Here is a 20482-nt window from a genome sequence, read left to right as displayed (position 1 = left end):
CTTGCTCTTGACCGCAGTTCTGCGGCTGACGGCTTGGCCCCTACGGCGCAGCAAGCTATCGCCAAAGCCGGGCTTACGCCCGACTTTGGCACTTGCCCTCGCCCCCGGTGGGGACGAGGGAGGACCGAGGACGAGTCGAGCGGGGGCGCTCGACTCGTCCTCGGTCACCGGCACCAGGGGGTGCCGGCAGGAGAAGGAGGAGAAGAAGATCGAGACGCCGAGCGTTGCCGCCGATCCGTCCGCCGCCGAACCGAGCAGCGACGCACGCCCCGTACGTCGACCGCGCCGCCGTCACCGCAATCCCCAGAGCCGTACGCGCAAGCTGACTGTACGTCTCAACGAAGATGAAGAAGCCGAGATCGCCGCTGCCGCCGCCAGCCGTGCTGTGACCGTTGGTCGCTTCATCGCGACCAGTGCCATCAGCGCCGCCCGCGGTCACAGCGCCGCCACCGATCCGCAAGACCGCCTCGACCGTGCCGTCGACGAACTCGCCGCCAGCCGAGCGCAGCTCGCCCGCGTCGGCAACAATCTCAACCAGCTGACCTTCGGGTTCCACGCCTCCGGCTACGCGGAGCCGGAAGAGCTGGCCCTCACCCTCGGCGCCGTCCGCCAGGCCGTGGCCGTGGTCGACGACACCGCTGCCAAGCTGGTGACCGGCGGTCCGCTTGGTCCCTGACGTCAGCCGCGGCAACAAGACGTATGGCCTGTTGGCCTACCTCTACGGCCCGGGCCGGCGCGACGAGCACTTCGACCCCCACCTGGTGGCCTCCTGGGACGGCTTCGCGCCGGACCCGGGCCGCAATCCGAACGCGACCCTCAAGCAGCTGGAGCAGGCACTCGACCTACGGGTCAACCAGCGCGGTCGTCCCCGTCTGAAGAACCACGTCTGGCACTGCCCGGTCAGTCTTGACCCGGACGAACGGCTGCTCTCCGACGAGGAGTGGGGCGATGTCGCCCGCCGGGTCGTCGCCGCCGCCGGCCTCGCCGAACCCGGAGACCCGGACGGCTGCCGCTGGATCGCGGTACGCCACGACCCGCGCCACATCCACATCATGGCCACCGTGGTGCGCGGCGACCTGCGCGGTGCCCGCCTCCACAACGACGCCCAGCGCGCGCAGGACGAATGCCGCCTGATCGAGAAGGAGCTCGGGCTACGTCAGCTCAACCCGGGCGACAAGACGGCAGCCAAGCGGCCCACCAGTGCGGAAGGGCACAAGGCGGAGCGCCTCGGCCGCCCGGAGCCCATGCGACTGCAGCTCAGGGACCGGGTGCGCCAGGCCGTCGCCGGCGCCGCCGACGAAGCCGAGTTCCTCAGCCACCTCGAAGCCACCGGCCTACTGGTGCAGCGCAGGGTCGGCCCGTCCGGCGACGTTCTCGGCTACTCGGTTGCCCACCCGGACGACCGTAACGCCCAAGGCAAGCCGATCTTCTTCAGCGGCTCGAAGCTGGCGCCGGACCTCTCCCTTCCGCGCATCCGCAAGCGGCTGAACGGCGGTGTCCGGGCCGACGTGACGGGCGAGGCCCAAGTGGGCGACCCGAGCTCCGGCAAGGCGCGGGTGCCCGGCTCCAAGGCCGCCCGTGCCCGCCGGGACGCCGCCGCCGCGGTCGACGACGCCACCCGCACGATCCAGGAAGGCACCGACGAAGACGCGGCGGCACAGCTGGTCGGCGCCATCGAGATCATCGACGTCCTGGCCGTGCGCGCCCCGGCCGACACCAAGGCCCAACTCCTCTCGGCGGCAAGGGCCTTCGAGCGGGCGTCGCGCTCTCACGTCCGCGCCGAGCGGGCCGACAACCGGGCCGTCCGCACGGCGGCCCGCCAGTTGCTCAGCAACGGTTATGCGGGGAACAGGGGCGAGGACGGAGGCACAGCAGCCATGCTGCTGTCCGCCCTGATCCTGCTGGCCATCGCATCGGCGCGGTGGCACTCGGCGCGAGCCCACGCCCAACAGGCCGCCGCCGCCAGCGCCGCTGCCGAGCAACTGCGCGCGGCGTACACCACGGTGGCTGCCCGCCCGATGGCGGCCATGGCCTCGCGAGGCCGCTCTCTGCCGGCACCGGTTCGCGAACGGCAGGACGCGGTCATCCGCGACAAGCTGCCCGAGGCAGTGAACACAGAGCCCGGCAGGCAGGACTGGGACGCGCTCGCGGCCACCCTCGCCGAAGCGGAGGCTGCCGGCCACGACCCGGCCGCGCTCCTCGAGCGAGCCCGCAACCGTCGTGAACTCGACACGGCGGAGTCCGTCGCCGCCGTCATGGTCTGGCGGGTGCGCCGGATCGCGAAGCTGTCGGCCGTGCCGGCGGCCGAGCCCGGAAGGGCCGGCAGCCGCCCCAGGGCCGCAGGGGCCGCTGCCCCGGCTCCTGGGTCGCAGCGCCGGGGGCGGAGCGGCCGAAGCTGAACGTCGGACCGAGGACGTGGTCGGCCAGGGTGTGGCCGACGTTCAGCACGGCCCAGACCGCGCCGAGCGTGGCGAGCAGGAGCATGTGGTTGCTCACGTGGAGGTTCCTTCCTGGGGCGGGCCCTGCGCCCGGCCCCAGAAATGCGAGAAGGGGGCCAGCACCGAAGTGCTGGCCCCCTTCTCGTGGGGTGGGAATCCGGACGGGTCAGCGTCGCAGGAGGGCCCGTGCGCGGACAGAATCGGCCACCGCCAGGCGCGGTGCAGAGGGCATAGCACAAGATCGGCTCGCTGCAGCGAGCCCGCTGGCCGGGACTCTGGTGATCCGCCCGCCGACGGACGCGATCGACGCTTCGTCGGCGGGCGCGCCACCGCCCGAGAGCAGCAGGAGGACCCGCCGTGCGCACCGACCAGGTCACCGTCCTGATCACTGAGACCGGCTTCGACGTGACCGCCCACGTCATGGGGCCTCTCACGCCCCGGGTGTACGACGCCGACGACCCCGCGCAGCGGTACCGCGGCTTCATCGACCCGCTGGAGAGCCACGGCCTGGAGTGCGTCGTCGACTACGGCGCGAGCGACTACGTCGTCAACGTCTTGCTGGCGGACGGCAGCCACTTGACGATCTCCCCGTCGGAGGACGGCGGCGACTACCGCCCCGGATCGCCGCCCAGCTGGCTCGTGATCCGCGACCATCCGGACGACCCTGACCAGTTCGAAGTCGCCTACGACAGTGAGCCGCACGGTCCGCACGCCGAGAACGGCGGCAGCGTCCCGGACCTCCTGGTGGGGGTGTACGGATACCTGGACCACATCGATCCGGGCTGGCAGGGGGCAGAGACCACCCTGCTTCGAGCAGAGGAGTTGCTCCGGCAGGCGGGCTTCATCAAGAACCCCTCTGCCGAACGCACTTCGTACCGTTTGCCCGTCGCCCTCGCCGAGCCGGCGCAGCGCCGGGCCGCCGTGGCCCGCGCCGTGGACGGACTGCGCGCCGAGGGGTACGGCGTCACCTGCCCGACACCCCACCTCGACCCCCAGCCCGCAGTCGGGCAACCGGTCGTCCTCGCCGGCCCGGCCGGAGGCGCAGCCCTGCCGGTCTCCCACCACCGCTGACCGCCTTCAACGCGACCGCCTGACACCTCCACGAGCGGACGGCAACAGCTGTTCCGCCCCGCACCACGCCCAAGCCGGAGAGCACCCTCTTGCCCCTTTCGATCATGCAGCCCGCGCTCCTGGAGCCGGCCCGCCGTGTCCCGCGCCGTCCCCGGCAGAGCGACCGGGACTGGCTGCTGCGCTGCTACGTGCTGCGCGGCGCCGACGCCCTGGCGGGATCGGTGATCACCTACGCCGTGCCGCTGCTGGTCCTCACCCTCACCCATTCGGTGATGTGGACCGGGCTGGCCTTCCTGCTGGAGTGGCTGCCCAGGCTGGCGGCGGTCGTGCTCGGCGGAGCGATGGTCGACCGCTACAGCCCGCAGACCGCCGTCCTGGCAACCAGCCTGGCGCGCGGTGCAGCCGCTCTGCTCACCCTGGTGGGGATGAGCGTCGGACTGGGCGTGGCGGTCGTGCTCGCCTTCGGCATCGCCGCCGGCATGCTGGCCGAGGGCAGCTTTCTGGCGGTCGAATCCCTCGGTTCCGAGGCGAGCCGACGCGCCGGCACCCAGATCCACCGCGTGCAGTCCAGGTGCACCGCCATCGACCGCAGCGCCGCCCTGCTCGGACCGCTGATCGGCGGCGCGCTCCTGCTCGCCGGGCCCGCCCTCCTGCTGACCACCGTCGCGGTCCTGTCCAGTGTCACCATCACCATGGCCCTGGTCATGCACACCCCACGAACCCGCCTGCGGCTGGCCGCCGAGGCCCGCCGCGAACGGGCCCGCGACGTGTTCGCGGGCGGAATCGACGGCGTCCTGCGCACCCCCGCGCTCGCCTGGCTGATCGGCACGCTCGCCGCGGCGAACTTCGTCCTCGGAGTCCTCCAGGTCTCCACGCCGATCACCGTCGCCCAGGACCTGCACCGCAGTACCGCCGCCACCGGCCTGGTCTGGAGCGTCGCGGCCGGCGCCTCCCTGCTGGCCGCCCTGGCCGCGAAGCCCGCCATCGACCGCTTCGGTGTGTTCGCCGTGATCCTCACGTCTTCCGTCGTCGCCTGTACCGCGGCCGGCGCCGCCGCCATCGCCCCGACCCTGACCACCTACACCGCGGCGGTGGGCACCGTGATGGCCGCCGAGGGCGCGGCCACCGTCGCCCTGCGCACCGCCCGGGCCCGGCTGATCCCCGCCCGGCGCTTCTCCGCGACACTGGCCACCTGCGTCCTGCTCGTCCTGGTGCCGCTGCCGCTGGCCGGCCTGTTGGTCTTCGCCGTTCCGGCGGCCAACGTCAGGGCGCTGCTGTTCGCCACCGCCGTGGCCACCGCGGTCGCCACAGCCTTCTGCCTGGTCGGCCTCCACGGTCACCGGGACGCCTACGAACACCCGGCCGCCGAGCCCACCGCGCACAAGGCCGAGGACCTCCAGACTCAGGCCGCCTGACCCTCCAGTCCCAACTCCCTTCCACCTCTTGGAGAACAGCACCACATGACCATGACCGCCTCCCTTCCGGACAACACCCTCGACAAGGGCGTGCTCCTGGTCCTCGGCTCGGGCGACAAGGCGTTCAGCTCGTACTGCCTCGCCGCAGCCGCCACGCGCAGCCCGCTGGTCCTGGTGGCCGAGGCCGAGCCGACCTGGCAGCTTCCCTACCTGCGCGACCACGAGGTCGCCGACCTCGGCGACCTCGAGGAGCTGCGGTGGGCGGTCGCCCGCCTTGCCGACCGTCACGAGATCAAGGGCGTGGTGACGTGGGACGAGCACGCCCTCGTCCCGGCTGCGCACATCGCCACCGACCTCGCGGTGCCCGGCCAGTCCTCGGCGACCGCGACGGCCTGCCGTAACAAGGCCGCCTCGCGGGCGGTGTGGGTGTCCGAGGGCGTGCCTTCCGCCCAGTCGATCCGCGTCACCTCCCTGGTGACCGCCACCACCGCGGCCCGCCGCATCGGCCTGCCCGTGGTCATCAAGCCCGCCGCCCGCACCGGCGGCGTCGGCGTCGTCAGGGTCGATCGGCTCGACGAGCTGCCGGCCGCGTTCGCCTACGCCAGCGCCAGCGCCGAGGACCAGGGCCCGGAGGGCAGCGGCATCCTCGTCGAGGAACTCCTGGAAGGCCCCGAGATCGGGGTGGAGTGCGTGACCTCCCACGGCATCACCACCGCCGTCGCCGTCACCCGCACGGAACTCGCCGGCCCGCACTTCCAGGCGGTCGGCCACATCGTCGCCGCCGGGGACCCGCTCCTCGCCGAGGTCGGGCCGATTGCGGAGGCGGCGCTGGACGCCCTCGGCGTCAACAGCGCTATCTCCCACGTCGAGATGCGCCTGACCACCGCCGGCCCCAAGCTGCTCGAGGTCAACGCCAGGATCGGCGGAGACCTGGTGGGCCACCTGATCAACCTCGCCACCGGGATCGACCTCGCCGCCGCAGCGGTCGACATCGCCCTGGGCCGGGAACCCGACCTCACCCCCACCCGGGCAGCGGCTGCCGGCATCCGCCTGCTCCACCCGGCCGGCTCCGGAACCGTCCGCGCCGCCAAGCCCCGCCCCGAACTCGGCACCCCCGACTGGCTGGAGCGCCTCGTGTGGGAACTCCGGCCCGGCCAGCAGGCCCTGCTGCCGCCGCGCGGCGACCTCGGCACCGCCCGCCTGGGGCACCTGGTGGTCACCGGCGCCGACGCCGCCCAAGTGCACGAGCGCCTCGCTCACGCCGAGGGCCTGCTCGACATCGCGGTCGACCCCCAGCCGACCATCGGCTGACACCGGCTGCGGGCGGGTCCGGTGCGCTGCTCACACCGGACCCGCCGACACCGTACTCGCCCGCCCGGCCCGACGACCCGTCGGGACAAGCAGTCAGGACCAACCCGTGGACCTTCGCTCCTACACCGCCGCTCTCACCGCACACCTGCCCGGCAGGTGGGGGACATGGGAGGTCGATCATCAGGACCTCGCCCGAGACCCCGACTGGGCCTACACCTTCTCCCTGTTCGTTCTCGGACCGGTGCCCCCGGTGGCCGACCTGGGGGATGCCGCTGTTCTCACCGATCCCACCCGGCCGATCAGCCTGCTGGTTACCAGGGGCCGGCAGTCCACCGAGCCTGCCTTCACGATCCGCTCGATCGCCCTGGCCGACGCTGGCTCCTACATCGAGCACGCAGGTGACGGCGCGCAGCTTGAACTCGCCGTCCCCGCCGACCCGTCCACCGCAGCTACCGACATCGCCAAGCACCTGCTGCCCCGCCACGACCGACTCGTCGCCGACCACCGCCTGACCGTCATGGAAGGTGCCCTGCAGGGAGCCCAACTGGCTGTCGACCACTGGGACTCGATCTCCGACGGCCTGAGCGATGAGCAGGGCTGGCCACTGGACGACCAGTTGTACGGTGATGGCGTCGTCCGCCGCGATGCTTTCGCGCTCGCCCACCTCCAACAGGTCCTGCCGCATGTCGACGGTCTCCTGCAGAACGGCCGGACCGCCCAGGCGAGCCTGCCGCCAGGGCCGGCCGCAGACCGGGCCAACTGGCAGCTGGGCGAGCTGGAGGGCGCCTTCGCGGGCGTCGGCGAAATCCTCCACCGGTGGCAGGACATCCTGACGAGGACCACCACGGTCGACGGCTACAAGGAGGCGCTGGAAGAGCGCAACGCCGAAGCGTGGCACGACGTGCACACTTGGCTCAGCCACGGTCCGGCCCTCGCCGCGCTGCTGCGAGACGCTGCTGAACCCGACGGCTCGGCTCGACGCGCTGCCGCACAAGCGCGCTCACCCCGGCAGACCAGCGGCGACCCGGCAGGGCACGCCGAGCCGCCTCCCAGCGCAACGGCTGCCAAGCGAGGTGCGGAACAGCGACGGTGAACGCCCGATGCCCTGGAAAGTCACACCTGGGTAACGGAATCCAGCTTCGGGAATAAAAACGGACTTTTCGTGGTTATAGCCGCCACGTCTGATGAAAGGGCTGTACTTGTCGGATCTGCCGAGACGCCGCGACGACCACGAGCCGACGTTCCTCCCGCCGCTGTCTGAAGTTGAACTCCACATCCCCGACACCCCGTTGATGGCCCCGGAACCCGAGCCGGGCAAGCCCATCATTCGGGCCGTTCCCCACGCCGGCGAGCTGAACCCGCGCGGCATCGTGATCACCTGCGAGCACTGCAAGGCCCGCCGTGACTGGCTGCTCCTCAACTTCGGGGACCAGGTTTTCGTCCGCTGCCGCTGCTCTCACGAGTGGCCGGAGCGGGACCTGACGGTCGACTACTTCGACCAGCACTACTCGCACCCGGAGAAGGTGTGGGATGACTTCGATACCGCCATGACCTCGGCCGGCTATGACGGCACCTTCGCGGGGATCTACTTCAACTGAGCCGGCGAATCGTCGGCCGAGTCGCGCCGGCCGCAAGGGCCTTATCCGAGCGGGATTCGCGCTCGGTCAGGTACTGACCACGGTCCAGCCTCGCAGGTCCGCCGGCAGATGGGCAACTCGGCATTGCGCGGCCGAACGTGAAGTGATCGGAGAGGACCTGATGACGTCGATGTCGGGACGCGAACTGCCAGGATATCGGCGTAAGTGCCGGTACGCCGGGCGCGGGTGCACCTGCTTCTACTACACCGGCGAATTCGGTCGGCGGGCCGCGAGGATTCGCCGGCGCAGGGCCCGCCGAGTGGAGGCCCGCAGGTGGCTGGCAGCCGACGGCTCGTAGCCGATCCCGATGCCGAGGAGACCTTGACTGGGCTTCTCATAGCTGGTGTTGAGGGCTGGCAGCCGAACCACGAAAGAGGCGGTGCCGCGAGGATTCGCGGCACCGCCTCTTTCGTATTACCCCGTAAGGCGCCGCCTCTCAGTGCGTGAGCTGACGAAAGCTGCCGGGGATGTCCTCGTGAACCTGCCCGGATCTGAGCAGCCGGGTGAGGCTGAGCCGCACCACGGCCGTCCGCAGACCGAGGCGGACAGCCAACTCGTCGCAGGTAGCCGCGCCCTGCGCCAGCTCACCCAGCACCGCACGGTCGGCGTCGGAGTCGAGCAGCCGGGACACCGCGTACACCGAGAAGACGGACACCGCGCACACGGTGAGCGGGACGGCGGCCAGTGCCGGGCTGCGCAGTCCGGAGCCTGCCACGGCCTCGGCGCCCGAGAGGGCGGTGAGGCCAATCAGCAGGATCGCTGCGCGGCGCAGCCCGCGGCGGGAGATCGTTGAGGTGGTGGTCACAGGCCCTCCAGAGGCAGCGGAGCGTAGCGGGAGCGGGCGAAGAAGTCGCAGTCGGTTCGCGGCGGACGGATCAGACAGACCCGGCAGGGGAGTTCGGGCATTGCCGGGACGACGTGGTGGTGGCAGAAGGTGCGCCCTTCGCGGGGAGCGCGCACCGGGTGGGCGACGACGAGCGCGGAGAGGCGGTCGGGGCTGGTCCAGCCACAGCGGCCTTCGAGCGGGTGGGCGCGTGCGGCGCGGCGGTGGGCGTCGATGCCGCCGACCGCCACCAGGTAGAGGTCCGAGGGGGCGAGGTAGGCCAGGACGTGGTACCGGGTACGCTCGCCGGCACTGTTCGTAGGGCCGTAGGCGGTGCCGAAGGCGCGCGCGATGGCGACTCGGGTGCCGCGCAGATCGAGGGTTTCAGGGTCCAACGGGCCTCCGTGTTCGCGTTGTCCGACGCGGGAACGGCGTCGGTGACTGGCCGCCGGGCCGAGGCGCGGCGGAGTGCGAACACGAGCAGATCAGTCCTGCGGGCCGCGCGGACGAGGCACGTGGTCGAGACGGCAGGGTACGGCCGGGGCCGGGACGCGCGACATCAGCATCCATGCGACGGCCAGCTGGGCAACCGTCAGAACCGTTCCGCCGAGGGTGGTGCGGTGTGCCCAGACGGCGTCGTAGACGAGATCGAAGGCCGAGGCGGCCACCAGGATCCTGGCGAAGGCGAGGGAATCAAGACGGAGGGTGATGACGAGTCCTTTCGGAGGAACGGCGGGGGCGACGGGCCGCGATGGCATATCGGCGGTGGTAGGAGTCGGCGGTTCCCGCCGACGCACCGGGCGAGGAGGGCGTCTGCTCGGTAGTCGGTCAACCGCGCAGCAGGGCGACTCGCCTCATCGACGTGCGCTCTCAGGCAGCAAGGGAAGTGGCGGTAACCGGGCGGGGCGTGGAGCGGCTGACCAGTGCGGTCAGCAGGTCGAGGACGAGTTCGGCGGGGGTGTGCCGATCGAAGCGGGCTCTCCAGCCGGGCTGGCGGGCGGTACCGTCCACGGCGATGGTCCAGGTGTCGGCATTCGGGTTGTCGGGCTGGTAGCCCACGTAGACCCGGGTGCACGGCGACGCGGTATGCAGGCCGCCGTCGGCGTCAACAACCCAGGCCCAGCCATGGTCGTAGAGGAACGCGTTCACGATGTTGGCGTTGCCCTCGCCGGTGGGCCACTTGCAGCGGGGAACGGTGTCGCCGGTCCGCCGACCGCGGACATCCGGGCGGGGCGTGGAGCGGCTGACCAGTGCGGTCAGCAGGTCGAGGACGAGTTCGGCGGGGGTGTGCCGATTGAAGCGGGCTCTCCAGCCGGGCTGGCGGGCGGTACCGTCCACGGCGATGGTCCAGGTGTCGGCGTTCGGGTTGTCAGGCCGATGGCCCAAGTGGACCCGGGTGCACGGCGACGCGGCGTGCAGGCCGCCGTCGGCTTCGATGCCCCAGGTCCAGCCATGCTCGTGGAGGAACGCGTTCACGATGTCGGTGTTGCCCTCGCCGATAGGCCAGTCTCGGTGTGGAATGTCCTCGCCAGGACGCGGACCGCGAACAACCGGGGCGGAGATCACGATGGGCAGGGGAACGTCCTCCTCATTGAGGGGCTGCGGTGGTCGTCCATGTTGACTTGGACTGCCCGGTTTCGCATAGTCCGTACAGGGGTTGGCTGTCTGCCGCAGGCGAACACGGCGGCGGCTGGCTGCTGAAGGTTGGGCCCTGCCGCGAACCGGGGGCCTGCCTCGATGAACACGGCGGAGTCGGTGAGGTTGGCGACGTCGGCGGACAGGGCGGCTCAGCGTGTTTTGCGGATGGCGGTGGTGGCGGCCTGGGCGATGGCGGCGGGGGCGCTGTCGGGCCGGGGCAGGTGGAGCAGGGTAGTCCCGGGCAGGTGTAGGGAGTTCGTGGTGAGGGTGAGCTGGAGTACGGCGCAGCCGGTGGTGGTGAGGCGGTTGATGCGGGTGAGCGCCTCGGCGGTCTCGTCCGGGTCGTAGTGGGCGTCAGTGACGACGACGAGGAGGCGGCCGGTGCCGGGGCGGCTGAGGTCGAGGCCGTGGTCGAGCGCGTCCAAGGCATCGGCGAGGTTGTGGCTGGCGCCGCGGGCGGCGAACGTTGTCACCCTGTCCGGAGCCCGGTGGGTGGGTCGGGTCAGTGCTGTGAGGTCGTAGTCGTACGCGACGGTGGCGGTGCGGGAGTCGGGGCCGGTCAGGGCAGCGGCGCGGGCCACGATCCAGGCAGCGGATGCGACGGGCCCGCAGGCGGCCGACATGGAGCCGGAGACGTCCACCGCGATGCCCACCCGCAGCGGCGGGGTCGCGCTGCTGCGGCGGCGGGTGGCGGTGAACGGCTCTGCTGTGGGGATCGACCCGCTCGCGAGCTGGGCGTCGCGGGCGAGGGCCTGGCGGACGTTGAGCCGGCCGGGCGGGGTGGGGCTGGTGGTCCGCTCCTCGGTCCGCTCACGAAAGGCCGCGGCGCGAAGCGCGCGGCTCAGGCGCGCGGCGGCGGTCTGCTCGGCAGCGGTCGGCTTGCGGGTACCGGTCACCGGGCTCCGGGATGGCCTCGGTGCGCCGCCAGGGCTGACGGTGGTTCCGCTCGGGTTGAAAACAGACCTCGCGGTGGCGGCGGCCTTGCGCCGCTGGCCGGCCTGCTGGGCGCGGCCCTGGGCCTTTGCCTCCGCCTGCGTGGCCAGGGCGTTGTCCGCGGCAGCCTGGGCCGCGGCGTCGGCGGCGTCGTTGGCGTCCATGCTGTCCATGACGACCCCTACGGCGTCGGACAGCAGATCGGTGAGGCCCTGCGGCAGGGGCAGAGAAGGGGAGACGGTGTCCAGGGCGTCGCACCACGCTTTGCCGTGCGCGAGCATGGTGTCGCCGTCCTGGTCGGCGGTTCGTTGGGCCGCGGTCCAGATGCTGGTGAGGGTGGCCAGCAGCTCGTCGCCCAGAACCTGTTCGCACAGGTCGGCGACGGCTCGGGTCTCGCCGGGGTCGAGCACGCCGGCGTCCCGGCGGCCGAGGATGAGGGCCGCCACGCTGGCCGCGTGCCTGATGCCCTGGACGCTGGGGTTGGCGATGTCGGGCATGACCAGGGTCCGGGCCGAGGCGCGCAGGTACGCGCGGTCCGTCGGCCGCCTGATCAGGTGGGCGCCCTCGACCCGGCTCTCCTCCAGCAGGAGCGCCGCCTCGACGACGCGCGGGTCCGCGTCGCCCGGCTCCACCCACACGGAGTGGGCCGCGTGGGCGGCCTCGTGAACGAACACGCCCCAGGCGGCGGGATAGCGCTCTTCATCGCCCACGATCCGCGGACGGATCTCGTGCGGCTGGAGGGCACCGAACAGGTCGGAGTCGAACTCGATCTCGCCGCCACGCGGGTAGTAGGCGGCCGGTGCGCCGCTGCGGGTGCCGGGGCGGCAGGTGACGAGCAGGTCCTGGCGGCCAGACAAGTCGACCAGCCGGTCGCCGAGTTCGGCGCCCACGCGCAGCCAGGCGGCTGGGGAAGTACGGGGTTGTGCGGGCGGGGCACCGTCGTCGTCCCACCGCGCCAGGTCGGCGTCGTCGTCGGGCGTGGTGACGGGGGGCAGGACGTGGTGATGGGCGCTCATCGCGAGCCCCGGCGTGCGGAGTTGGTGCCGCCCGGGGGCTGCTGGGCGGCCGTGGCGGTGGTGGCGGGCAGCTGCCGGCCAAGGGTGAGCGGCCGGACGTTCTTGATGCCGGCGATCTTGCTGACGGCGGCGGCGACGACATCGCGGTCCTCCAACGGGGCGATCCCGATCAGATTCGCCCATGCGGCCGGGCTGCCGAGGACGGCCTCGGTCCGCTGGAAGGCGAGCAGCTCCCGCAGCTGGGGGGCCCAACCCAGCTCACCCAGCTCGACCTGACCGGCGAGGTGCCGGGCGACGCGCACAACCCGGGCATCGACCCGCAGCGCCTGAGCGAGGTCGTAGTCGGTCCCGACCTGGATCTGGACCGAGAACCGGCTTGCGAGCGCCTCCGTCAAGACCGCCCCGTGGACGCCGGGATTGTGGCCCGCGACCACGAAAAAGCCGGGCTGGGCCGTGATGGTCTCGCCTTGGTGGGCCTTGACCTGGATCTGGCGGCGCCCGTCCATCGCCGGATACATCGAGGCCAGGACCTTGGGTGAGACCAAGGTCGCGTCGTCGATCAGCAAGGCGCGGCCCTCGGTCATCGCGGTGACCAGCGGACCGTTCTGCCAGACGTAGCCCCCACTGTCGTCCAGCGTGTAATCGCCGATCAGGTCGCCGACCGTCGTGTCCCCATCACCGGCGACGGTGATCAAGTCCGGGAAGGCCGCCTCGATCAGCGAGGTTTTGCCAGTGCCCGGGGGACCGTAGAGCAGCACCGGCACGTCGGCGGCACGCAGCCGCGCCAGCGCCTCAACGTCGGGCAGGGAGGCCAGCTCCCGGGGGTAGTAGAGCTGACCGCCCGCGCGGCGGATCGGACCGACCTGCCTCGGTGTCTTCGGTGCGGGCGGGGTCGTGCGGGCCGTGGCCGCCTGGGCCCGGGGAGAGTGGGTGCCCGGTGGACTGATCACCACGACTGCCGCGGCGAAGGCGGTCTTCCCGTTCGCGCGGAACTGCCGTCCGGTGCCCAGCTGGTCGGCCTCCCCGCGCTGGACCAGGGTGTTGACCGCCTGCTGGACAGCACCGTGGGAGTGGCCCAGCGCCTTGGAAATCTCCCCGATGGTGAGCGGGTCCGTCGGCCGGTCGGCCAGCAGTTGGGCCACCTTGGCCCGCAGCTCGCCGGGCTTGGCGTGTGCTGGCTTGACGGGCGGTGCAGGTGTGGTCAAAGCGAGGAACCTCCAACGGGTATGCGGGCAGGCGGGGTTGGCAATATGCCGGGATGGCGGGGCCGCTCCCGGAGCGGATCACGGGCGGGACGATCACCGGGACCGTGGGGGCGTGGCCAGCCCGCTCACGGGCTCTGTCCGGGCCAGTTCGCCCGGGGCCTCGGCCGGGTCAGGAGCCTCCTCGAAGCCAGCCCGGAGCAGGATCCGCAACGCGGCGGCGTTGTAGCTCGTGGTGGTGGTCTCGCCGGTGCCGGCGTGCCGGATCGGCACGAACCGCTGGGCTGTGCGCTCTGCGGACGCCCCCGCCTCGTGGACGGGCGAGGGTTCCTGGGCGGAGTCGAGAGGATGCGAGGTCAGGACTTCTCCGTGGTGTTCGGGTCGGGACTTGGGGGTGTTGGCGTCCGGTGCCAGCCGTGTTCCGGGGTACGGGACTCGACGGTCAGCGGACGCGGCGCTGCTGCGGCAGCGCCCGTGGTGCAGCCGGGGCCGGCTGCGGGGCTGCCCGGGGGCGCCTGGTCGTGGTGCGCGCACGGGCCGCGTCCGCACGCCGGCGTTCCGCTGGGGTGGTGAACAGCTCGTCGCTCGCGTAGCGGAACGCGCCGGCGGCGTCCTCCAGCAGCTCGGCCTGGATCCGCTGGGGTGCCCGGGCGGCATCGGCCAGGATCTCGGGGATGCGTGCGTCCAGCAGGCCGGCCTCGCGAGGCAGCCCGTACACGGAGGCGACGGCATGGCGGGCGGTCGCCTCGATCGTGGCGGACCACGCCGTCGGCAGGTCCGGGCCCTCGGGCACGATGCCGCAGACCGTCGGTCCCAGGTTGGCGAGGGCTCGCGGCAAGGGGGCCTCGTCGTCGACGGCTGCCATGAGGGCCACCTCAAGGGCCGTGTACGACGCGGCCCCCAGGCGGGAGAAGAGGTGCCCGTTGTGCAGCCAGGCGACTGCCCGCTGCTGCGGGCCGGGGGTAGGGGCGGGCAGCTCCGGTAGCTCGATGACCAGTTCGTCGGGGCCAGCGGTCGTGGCGAGAGCCCGCCAGAAGCATGCCAGCCGCGCCGTGCCCTTGAGGGTGTCGGCGTTGGCCAAGGCGGTCAGCACGGCAGGGTCGAACGGGTTCTGCGGACGCGGGTACACCTGCTGGGCGAGGCGGAAGCCGGCGTCGGCGAGGGCCAGGCAGCCCCTGGACGGCTCCAGCGTCCGGCTCGCGGCGACCAGCAGGTCGGCGACCGGAGCGCTGCCCAGGCCCTCGTAGGCGGCATTCAGCAGGCGGCGGCTGTCCAGGAGTGCGGGGTGTGGGGAGGCGGTCATGGTCGCTTCTACGTGATGGGTTCAGCGCCGCTGGCCGGGGGCGGGGGTGCTGACCGGGGTGCTGGTGGTGGCGGTGCCGGGCTCCGCGCTCGGCCGGGGCAGCTGGGTGCCGTGGGCGAGCGCCGCAGCGCGCCGCTGGGCCGGAGCAGTGAGGGCCTCGGCATCCACCGGGGTGATGACGGCGACCTTCCGGTCGGTCGCGTCGAGGTGGAGGCCGGTGGTGCTGCGCAGCAGGGGCTCCGGGGAGGCGAGGTCGCGGCAGAGTGCGGCGGCGAGGCGGGAGGGGGTGTTCGCGCTGATCTCCGCCATCCAGTACCCGCGGGCCCGGTAGCAGCTGATTCGGGCAGCGGGTTTGCCGCGCAGGTCATGGAGAGCCGTTGGGACGTCGCAGTGGACGGCGACGTAGCCGTCGGGCGAGCGGAAGGAGACGGAGCCGCGGGGCTCGACGGTGCTCTGCCACCCCGCCTCGGCAAGGGGCAGGAGACCGAGGGCCAGGACTCCGGCCTGGAAGGGCTGACGGGAGTCCGGTCCGGCTTCATCCAGCATGGCGAGCGCCTCGTCGACGACGCCGGCGATCAGTTCGGGCGGGACGAGATCACCGCTGGTGATGCGCCAAGCGACGCTCCCTCCCCGGTGCTGGGCGCCCCAGACCCGCCAGGCGGCGCTCTGCCGGGTCGGGGTGTTGGTGCCGTCGGGCCAGGCGAGGCCGAGCCTGCCGCATGGGCTGGTCATCGAGTCGGTGCCCACCGTCCAGCCCTGGGCGGTGAGTTGGCCCTTGACCTGTTCGGCGCCACCACGGCCGGGTCCGGCGTAGTGGCGGGGGGTCACGGTGACCAGGTCCGCTTCCGGGTCGGCTGGGCGAAGCTGCTCGGCAGCGGTCGGTGCGGTGGTGGCCGGCAGGGGGTTCTCCAGATCGGTCGGTCGGGTCGGGGTCTCGAGCAGGGGGCGCCACCGTGGCAGGGTGGCGACGGCGGCGGGTTCGATCGTGACGCGGGCCAGGTGGTGGGCGGGGATCTCGCTGCGGCGGCGCAGCGCCGCGTCCGAGGCCAGCGTCACCGCGGCCGTGCGCAGGACTGCTTCGGGAGCCCACGGCGAGGCGATGACCTCCCAAGCCAGGTCGGAGCTGGTGTTGCCCAGGCTGAAGGCGAGTGTGCGCTCCGGGTGGGAGGGCACCAGGAGGGTGGCGGCGCCGGGCGCGTGGATGAACGTCCGCCAGGGTCCTTGCTTGATCGTCCATCCGGCGTCGGAGAGAATCCGCGCGATGTCGTCACCGGCCCTGCGGTCGGCCAGGACGGAGGACGGATCGCTGTCGAGTCGGCCCGCGGCGTCCAGGACGAGGCCGTGGGTGAGTTCGTAGGGCGTCCTGGGACTGAACCAGACACACCAGAGTCCCATGGCATCCGGCTCTCCGCTGGCGTAGGTGGAGAGCCGCCAGTGGTTGCGGAGGTTGCGGCGGCCGAGAGGGAAGTCGCCGTGCTCCAGGGCCATGCGGCGGCAGGGGCTGACGAGCAGGGGCTCCTCGGCGGTGCTGTCCGGATCGTGCTCCCACCCGTACGCGGAGACGAGGTGGTCGCCCAGGTCGCTGGGCGCGGTGCCGGTGCCGGCCAGTTCCAAGGGGCGGACGGCGACCAGTTCGTCGGGGTCGGTGGGCAACTCGGGCTCCAAGCAGAGGGGTGGGCGGAACGGCGCCTCGTCGGGCGGGGCTCCGTCGGCGGTCACCGCCGTGAGGCGCTCGCGGTCGCGGGGTGAGCGGTGGCCGGGTTGCCGGCGGGCGCGGTGGTGCTCGTGGTGGACAGGCTGGGCAGGGAACGGGTGATGGCGGCGGCCCGGCGGCTGGTCGCGGTGGTGAGGGATTGTGCGGTGACCGGGGTGACGACGGCGACCTCCCGGTCGGTGGCGTCCAGGCGCAGGTGATCGGGATTGCGGATCAGGGGCCCGGGGTCGGAGACGTCGCGGCACAGGGCGGCGGCCAGCCGGGAGGGGGTGTTCGCGCTGATCTCGACCTCCCAGAATCCGAGCGCCCGCCGGCAGGAGATGCGAGCGGCCGGTCGGCCGCGGAGTTCGTACAGGGCGTCCGGGGGCCCGCAACGGGCGCTGAGGAGTCCGTCGGGCGACTCGAACGTGGCGGCGCCCTTGGGGGTCACCTCACTGGTCCAGCCCGCGGCTGCCAACGGCAGGAACCCCAGCGCCAGGACGCCCGACTCGAACGGTATCCGGCCGGCCTTGTCGGCCTCGTCCAGCATCGTGGTCGCCTCGCCGATCAGACCTTCGACGATCTCCTGGGGGACCAGGCGCCAGCCGGTGACCCGCCAGGCGACGCCCGCGCCGGCGCGCTGGGTGCCCCAGACCCGCCACGGCGCGTACGTCCGCTCGCGTCCCCAACCGCGTGGCTTGTCCGACTCGGTGGGCCAGGCGACGCCCAGCCGGCCGCACGCACTGGTGAGGACGCCCTCCGCATCAACCCATCCCTCGGCCTGGAGACGTTGGCGAAGCCGGTCGACGGCGTCGACGCTGGGCCCGGCGTAGTGGCGAGGGGTGACCGCGACCAACGCCGTTGGCGGACTGGGCCGTTCAGCACCGGCCTCGGTCGAGCCGGCGAGTTCCAGCGGGCGGACGGCGACCAGGTCGTCGGGGTCGGGATCGGCGGGCAGCGAGGTCTCCAGGAGTGAGAGGGGTCAGGTCAGGACGGGCGGTGCCGCGGTGCCGGCACGGACGCGCTGCTGCCGGTGCGCGGGCGGTCGGCGAGCGGAAGAGCGGTGGACACCGGAAGGGACGCGGTGCTCCGGGCGCGGGCCGCGCCGAACCGTCCGGTGCGCGGCGGGCGTTCGGCGAGCGTCTGGGTGGTCAGCAGGTTCCGGTGCCGCGCCGGGAGCTGCCCGGCCCGGCGGACGGCCGGGGCCAGAAGGGCGGTGGTCGCGGCAGTCAGCAGTCGCTCGGGGGCGGTCGCGCCGAACCGCACCGTCCAGGTGCCCTTCTCGGCGGCGCCGGTCAGCATCACCTCGCTGCCGGGGGCTTCCAGCGGGAAGGAGAGGGCGGCGCGGCGGTCGGGGGCGGAGACCAGCTCGTAGCCGTCGCGGTGGTGGCCGGACCAGCCGGCCGCGAGCAGGGCCGCGCGGGCGTGGTGGCCGACGAGGCGGCCGGTGCCGGTGAAGAGGTCCGGGCGGTGGAGGAGGCCGGTGGCGGCCTCGTCGACGAGGGACTGGGTGATCTCTGCCGGTACCTGGTGGCAGAAGGCGACCGACCAGTCGGCCCCGCTCAGTGACAGGGGTGTCGGCCCTGGTTCGTTGGAGAGGGCGATGCCGTCGGTGCCGCTCATGAGGACGACGCGGGGCGAGACGTCGTAGGGGCGGAACCAGCCGTGCCGCTCGGCGAGGAGCGACGGCAGGTCGGCGTCGCCGGGCCCGGCGAGGTGGGTGGGGCGGACGGAGAGGAGCGGCTCGGTGGAGACAACAGAGGAAGCAGTGGGCACAAATCTCGTTCGGTCAGGGGGCCGGGACTCGGCCTCGGCCCGCAAGCGGGGTGGCTGGACGCAGCGGGCCAGCGGAGTAGACGACGGCCGGTGGGGTGCATGCCGGCACGCTCGTCCGGGCGGTGGCGGCGTGGACCCTGCGGCGTCCCTCGTCGGAAGGCGGTCCGGGACAGGCCCCACGTTCCTCGGCCCGCAGCAGGGCGTAGTCGAGCCGGGGCAGGAGTCGACGGCGGGCCGTCTCGGCCGCCCGCGCCGGTGTAGAGCTGACGGACAGACCGAACGGCGTCAGGTCCTCCACCGCGCCGGGCTCCGTTCCGGCCGGGACCAGCGGTGCGATCAGATAGCGGCCCGCACGGAACGGGCGTGGGAGAACGACCAGCTCCCGGCCCCGGCCGTCGCGCAGCATCCCGAGACGGTCGTTGGCGAACTCCAGCAGGGCCCACTGGGTGATCCCGAGGTCCCAGAGCCGCTCGTACACCTCGGTCAGCGCCGCCGACGTGCTCACATCCTCCAGCGCCGACTCCCAGGTGCCGGGAAGCCGGCCCGTAGCGGTCCGGCCTGGTCGCGCAGCGGGGCGCGGGGGGCCGGGGCGGTGCCCGAGCGGGCGGCGCTGGAGCGCTGGTCGGCGAGGAGTTCGACGGCGGTCGGCAGCGCTGTACGAGCTTCGGCAGCGCGCCGGTCGACCTCGGCCTGCTCGGTGCGGGCCCGGGCGACCACCCGCTGCGGCAGCTCGTCGGTGGTACGGACGACCGGGCTGTCGTCGGTGACGGCGCCGTTCACCGCAGCGATCAGGTGCAGCGGCGTGCACGAGCTGAAGGCAGCACTCCATCCCACGTCCGGATCGTCCGGGGAGATGCGCCAGGTGAAGCCGCACTGCACGTCGGCCGCCAGCTCGACCGCCGGATCGGCGAGCGGTGCGACGTCGTACTCGACCGCGCCGTCGCCCGACCTGGTCAGCCAGTGGCCGTCGGAGCGGGACGTCGACCAACCTGCGTCGGTGAGAGCCTCGTTGGCGTCCGCGAGCGATCCCTCCAGCGACACGAAGGTGCCCGTGTGGTCGCTGACCACGTCGAACTGGAGGGAGTCGGCCAGCTGGCCGAGGAACGCCTCGACGATCTCCGGCGGGGTGGCCCGGCTGAATCCGCCGCGCCAGGCGGGGCCGGCGAACGGTTCCGGGGAGGCGGCGACCTGCCACGCCTGCGGCTGGTCGGGACGGTACCCGACGCGGACACGGTGGCACGGGCTGGTGGCCATCACCTCGGCCCGGCTCGGGCCGAGGGCCTCGACCCGCCACCCGCGCAACGGCTCGAAGGCGGTGACGACGGACGCCCGGTCGCCGGGGCCGGCGAGGTAGCGGGGGCGGACCAGGGTCTCGACGTCGGGGTCGTGGTGCGGCAGGTAGGTGTCGGGCAAGGGCTAGAGCCTCCAGTGGGTACGGGAACAGTCAACGGCCTTGGGGTCGGCGGGTGTTGGTGGCGGTCGGCGGCGGTGTGGGGGTTTGCGTGGGTGAGGGCTGGATCGGTGCTGCGCGAAGCCGGGCCGCCTGGGCGCGGGCGGCGGCCGGAAGGGGCGCGGAGGTGTCCCGGGTCCACTCGTACGCGGCGTCGAGGCTGTCGAACTGCCCGCTGCGGACCGTGTAGGCGGGACTCTTGTCGTCGGGCAGCTGCCAGAAGAAGACCTGCGCCGGGCCGGGCGACTGCTCGGTGTCGGTGGCGATCACCCAGGTCTCGTACGGTGGTTCGTGGCGGGTGAATGTGTCGTGGACCTCGAACCGCTCACCGCTGCCGCGCAGGAACTCCTCCAGCCGCTCGGTCTCCGCATCCAGCGGATCGCTCCAGCCTTCCGGCTCCAAGACCCTGCCGGGCTCCGCCCCGCGGCCCACGAGCCAGTTCTGCGCCAGCGGGACCAGCGCGTGCGACGTCATGGTGGCCCGGATCATAAGGGTGTTCGGGTCGCGGTCGAAGTGGGCGGCGACGATCTCCGGTGCTCCGGGGCGCTCGGTGTAGCAGGCGTACGAGTCGAGCAGGAGGAAGTAGTCGTGCAACCGCGGCCCTGGGCGGCGAAGTGGGGCCGCCGCGCAATGGGCGATGATCCACAGTGAACTCTCCGGGTTGAAGAGCCGGTTGATGGTTCGGGAGGACTCGGGGTCGGCCGCGTTGAACTCGTCGAGATCGAGGTCGTCGCGGGCGTCGTGGAAGGAGGCGATGTACAACGGGATGGTCCTTC

The 20482-nt window shown here is 72.6% G+C and carries 21 protein-coding genes; 7 read left to right on the top strand and 14 right to left on the bottom strand.

The annotated features are described in order from the left end of the window. Positions 1–7 precede the first annotated feature (7 nt). From ACSMTC_RS17120 to ACSMTC_RS17090, 7 genes are all read left to right on the top strand, one after another. Positions 8–676: a plasmid mobilization protein gene (locus ACSMTC_RS17120; protein ID WP_436560561.1), complete on the top strand. Its 669-nt coding sequence runs from the start codon at positions 8–10 to the stop codon at positions 674–676. Beyond that, positions 666–2399 (top strand): relaxase/mobilization nuclease domain-containing protein, encoded by a 1734-nt coding sequence (locus ACSMTC_RS17115; RefSeq protein ID WP_436560560.1) that lies wholly within the window; start codon positions 666–668, stop codon positions 2397–2399. Before ACSMTC_RS17120 ends, ACSMTC_RS17115 begins: the two co-directional genes overlap by 11 nt. Before the next feature lie 396 nt (positions 2400–2795). Then, positions 2796–3509, top strand: a complete 714-nt coding sequence (locus ACSMTC_RS17110; RefSeq protein ID WP_436560559.1) for a hypothetical protein — start codon at positions 2796–2798, stop codon at positions 3507–3509. Positions 3510–3613: 104 nt separating this feature from the next. Beyond that, the gene (locus ACSMTC_RS17105; protein ID WP_436560558.1) at positions 3614–4924 is read left to right on the top strand and encodes an MFS transporter; all 1311 of its coding nucleotides are present in this window, start codon (positions 3614–3616) and stop codon (positions 4922–4924) included. Between the two features lie 51 nt (positions 4925–4975). Next, positions 4976–6235, top strand: a complete 1260-nt coding sequence (locus ACSMTC_RS17100; protein ID WP_436560557.1) for an ATP-grasp domain-containing protein — start codon at positions 4976–4978, stop codon at positions 6233–6235. A gap of 106 nt (positions 6236–6341) precedes the next feature. Next, on the top strand, positions 6342–7328 hold the full coding sequence (locus ACSMTC_RS17095; protein ID WP_436560556.1) for a hypothetical protein: 987 nt from the start codon (positions 6342–6344) through the stop codon (positions 7326–7328). Positions 7329–7434: 106 nt separating this feature from the next. Continuing rightward, positions 7435–7833: a hypothetical protein gene (locus tag ACSMTC_RS17090; protein WP_436560555.1), complete on the top strand. Its 399-nt coding sequence runs from the start codon at positions 7435–7437 to the stop codon at positions 7831–7833. Positions 7834–8308: 475 nt separating this feature from the next. Here ACSMTC_RS17090 and ACSMTC_RS17085 read toward each other — a convergent pair whose 3' ends face one another. The 14 genes from ACSMTC_RS17085 to ACSMTC_RS17020 form a co-directional block, all read right to left on the bottom strand. Next, positions 8309–8677 carry a hypothetical protein gene (locus ACSMTC_RS17085; protein ID WP_436560554.1) on the bottom strand — a complete coding sequence of 123 codons (369 nt, stop codon included), beginning with the start codon at positions 8675–8677 and terminating at the stop codon, positions 8309–8311. After that, positions 8674–9090 (bottom strand): hypothetical protein, encoded by a 417-nt coding sequence (locus ACSMTC_RS17080; protein WP_436560553.1) that lies wholly within the window; start codon positions 9088–9090, stop codon positions 8674–8676. Before ACSMTC_RS17080 ends, ACSMTC_RS17085 begins: the two co-directional genes overlap by 4 nt. Before the next feature lie 90 nt (positions 9091–9180). Beyond that, positions 9181–9453, bottom strand: coding sequence for a hypothetical protein (locus ACSMTC_RS17075; protein ID WP_436560552.1), 273 nt, complete (start codon positions 9451–9453; stop codon positions 9181–9183). Positions 9454–9565: 112 nt separating this feature from the next. After that, complete coding sequence (locus tag ACSMTC_RS17070; RefSeq protein WP_436560551.1) at positions 9566–10171, bottom strand: SPDY domain-containing protein; 606 nt, start codon at positions 10169–10171, stop codon at positions 9566–9568. Positions 10172–10482: 311 nt separating this feature from the next. Continuing rightward, the gene (locus ACSMTC_RS17065; protein ID WP_436560550.1) at positions 10483–12282 is read right to left on the bottom strand and encodes a hypothetical protein; all 1800 of its coding nucleotides are present in this window, start codon (positions 12280–12282) and stop codon (positions 10483–10485) included. Continuing rightward, positions 12279–13424 (bottom strand): AAA family ATPase, encoded by a 1146-nt coding sequence (locus tag ACSMTC_RS17060; protein ID WP_436564716.1) that lies wholly within the window; start codon positions 13422–13424, stop codon positions 12279–12281. Before ACSMTC_RS17060 ends, ACSMTC_RS17065 begins: the two co-directional genes overlap by 4 nt. A gap of 156 nt (positions 13425–13580) precedes the next feature. Further along, a complete protein-coding gene (locus tag ACSMTC_RS17055) occupies positions 13581–13757 on the bottom strand; it encodes a hypothetical protein (RefSeq protein ID WP_436560549.1) in 177 nt (58 codons plus the stop codon). A 169-nt stretch (positions 13758–13926) separates the two neighbouring features. Further along, complete coding sequence (locus ACSMTC_RS17050; protein ID WP_436560548.1) at positions 13927–14787, bottom strand: hypothetical protein; 861 nt, start codon at positions 14785–14787, stop codon at positions 13927–13929. 21 nt (positions 14788–14808) lie between these two features. Beyond that, positions 14809–16440 carry a DUF317 domain-containing protein gene (locus tag ACSMTC_RS17045; protein WP_436560547.1) on the bottom strand — a complete coding sequence of 544 codons (1632 nt, stop codon included), beginning with the start codon at positions 16438–16440 and terminating at the stop codon, positions 14809–14811. A 62-nt stretch (positions 16441–16502) separates the two neighbouring features. Next, a complete protein-coding gene (locus ACSMTC_RS17040) occupies positions 16503–17336 on the bottom strand; it encodes a hypothetical protein (RefSeq protein WP_436560546.1) in 834 nt (277 codons plus the stop codon). Between the two features lie 131 nt (positions 17337–17467). Continuing rightward, positions 17468–18256, bottom strand: a complete 789-nt coding sequence (locus ACSMTC_RS17035) for a hypothetical protein (RefSeq protein WP_436560545.1) — start codon at positions 18254–18256, stop codon at positions 17468–17470. Positions 18257–18269: 13 nt separating this feature from the next. Further along, entirely contained in the window at positions 18270–18761 is a 492-nt protein-coding gene (locus ACSMTC_RS17030) for a hypothetical protein (RefSeq protein ID WP_436560544.1), read from the bottom strand. Beyond that, entirely contained in the window at positions 18758–19669 is a 912-nt protein-coding gene (locus ACSMTC_RS17025; RefSeq protein ID WP_436560543.1) for an SPDY domain-containing protein, read from the bottom strand. The genes ACSMTC_RS17030 and ACSMTC_RS17025 overlap by 4 nt, the downstream gene beginning before the upstream one ends. Before the next feature lie 31 nt (positions 19670–19700). Then, positions 19701–20468, bottom strand: a complete 768-nt coding sequence (locus tag ACSMTC_RS17020) for a hypothetical protein (protein WP_436560542.1) — start codon at positions 20466–20468, stop codon at positions 19701–19703. Positions 20469–20482: the final 14 nt, after the last annotated feature.

It is taken from the genome of Kitasatospora sp. HPM-01-4, from assembly GCF_051374625.1.
Lineage (GTDB): Bacteria > Actinomycetota > Actinomycetes > Streptomycetales > Streptomycetaceae > Kitasatospora.
Note: the sequence above shows the minus strand (reverse complement) of the source record. Positions and strands in the feature narration are given on the sequence as shown.

Excerpts from the sequence above, each read along its gene's own strand:
- ACSMTC_RS17105 (WP_436560558.1), top strand. The coding sequence starts at position 3,614 with ATGCAGCCCGCGCTCCTGGAGCCGGCCCGCCGTGTCCCGCGCCGTCCC.
- ACSMTC_RS17100 (WP_436560557.1), top strand. The coding sequence starts at position 4,976 with ATGACCGCCTCCCTTCCGGACAACACCCTCGACAAGGGCGTGCTCCTG.
- ACSMTC_RS17075 (WP_436560552.1), bottom strand. The coding sequence starts at position 9,453 with ATGCCATCGCGGCCCGTCGCCCCCGCCGTTCCTCCGAAAGGACTCGTC.
- ACSMTC_RS17065 (WP_436560550.1), bottom strand. The coding sequence starts at position 12,282 with ATGAGCGCCCATCACCACGTCCTGCCCCCCGTCACCACGCCCGACGAC.
- ACSMTC_RS17050 (WP_436560548.1), bottom strand. The coding sequence starts at position 14,787 with ATGACCGCCTCCCCACACCCCGCACTCCTGGACAGCCGCCGCCTGCTG.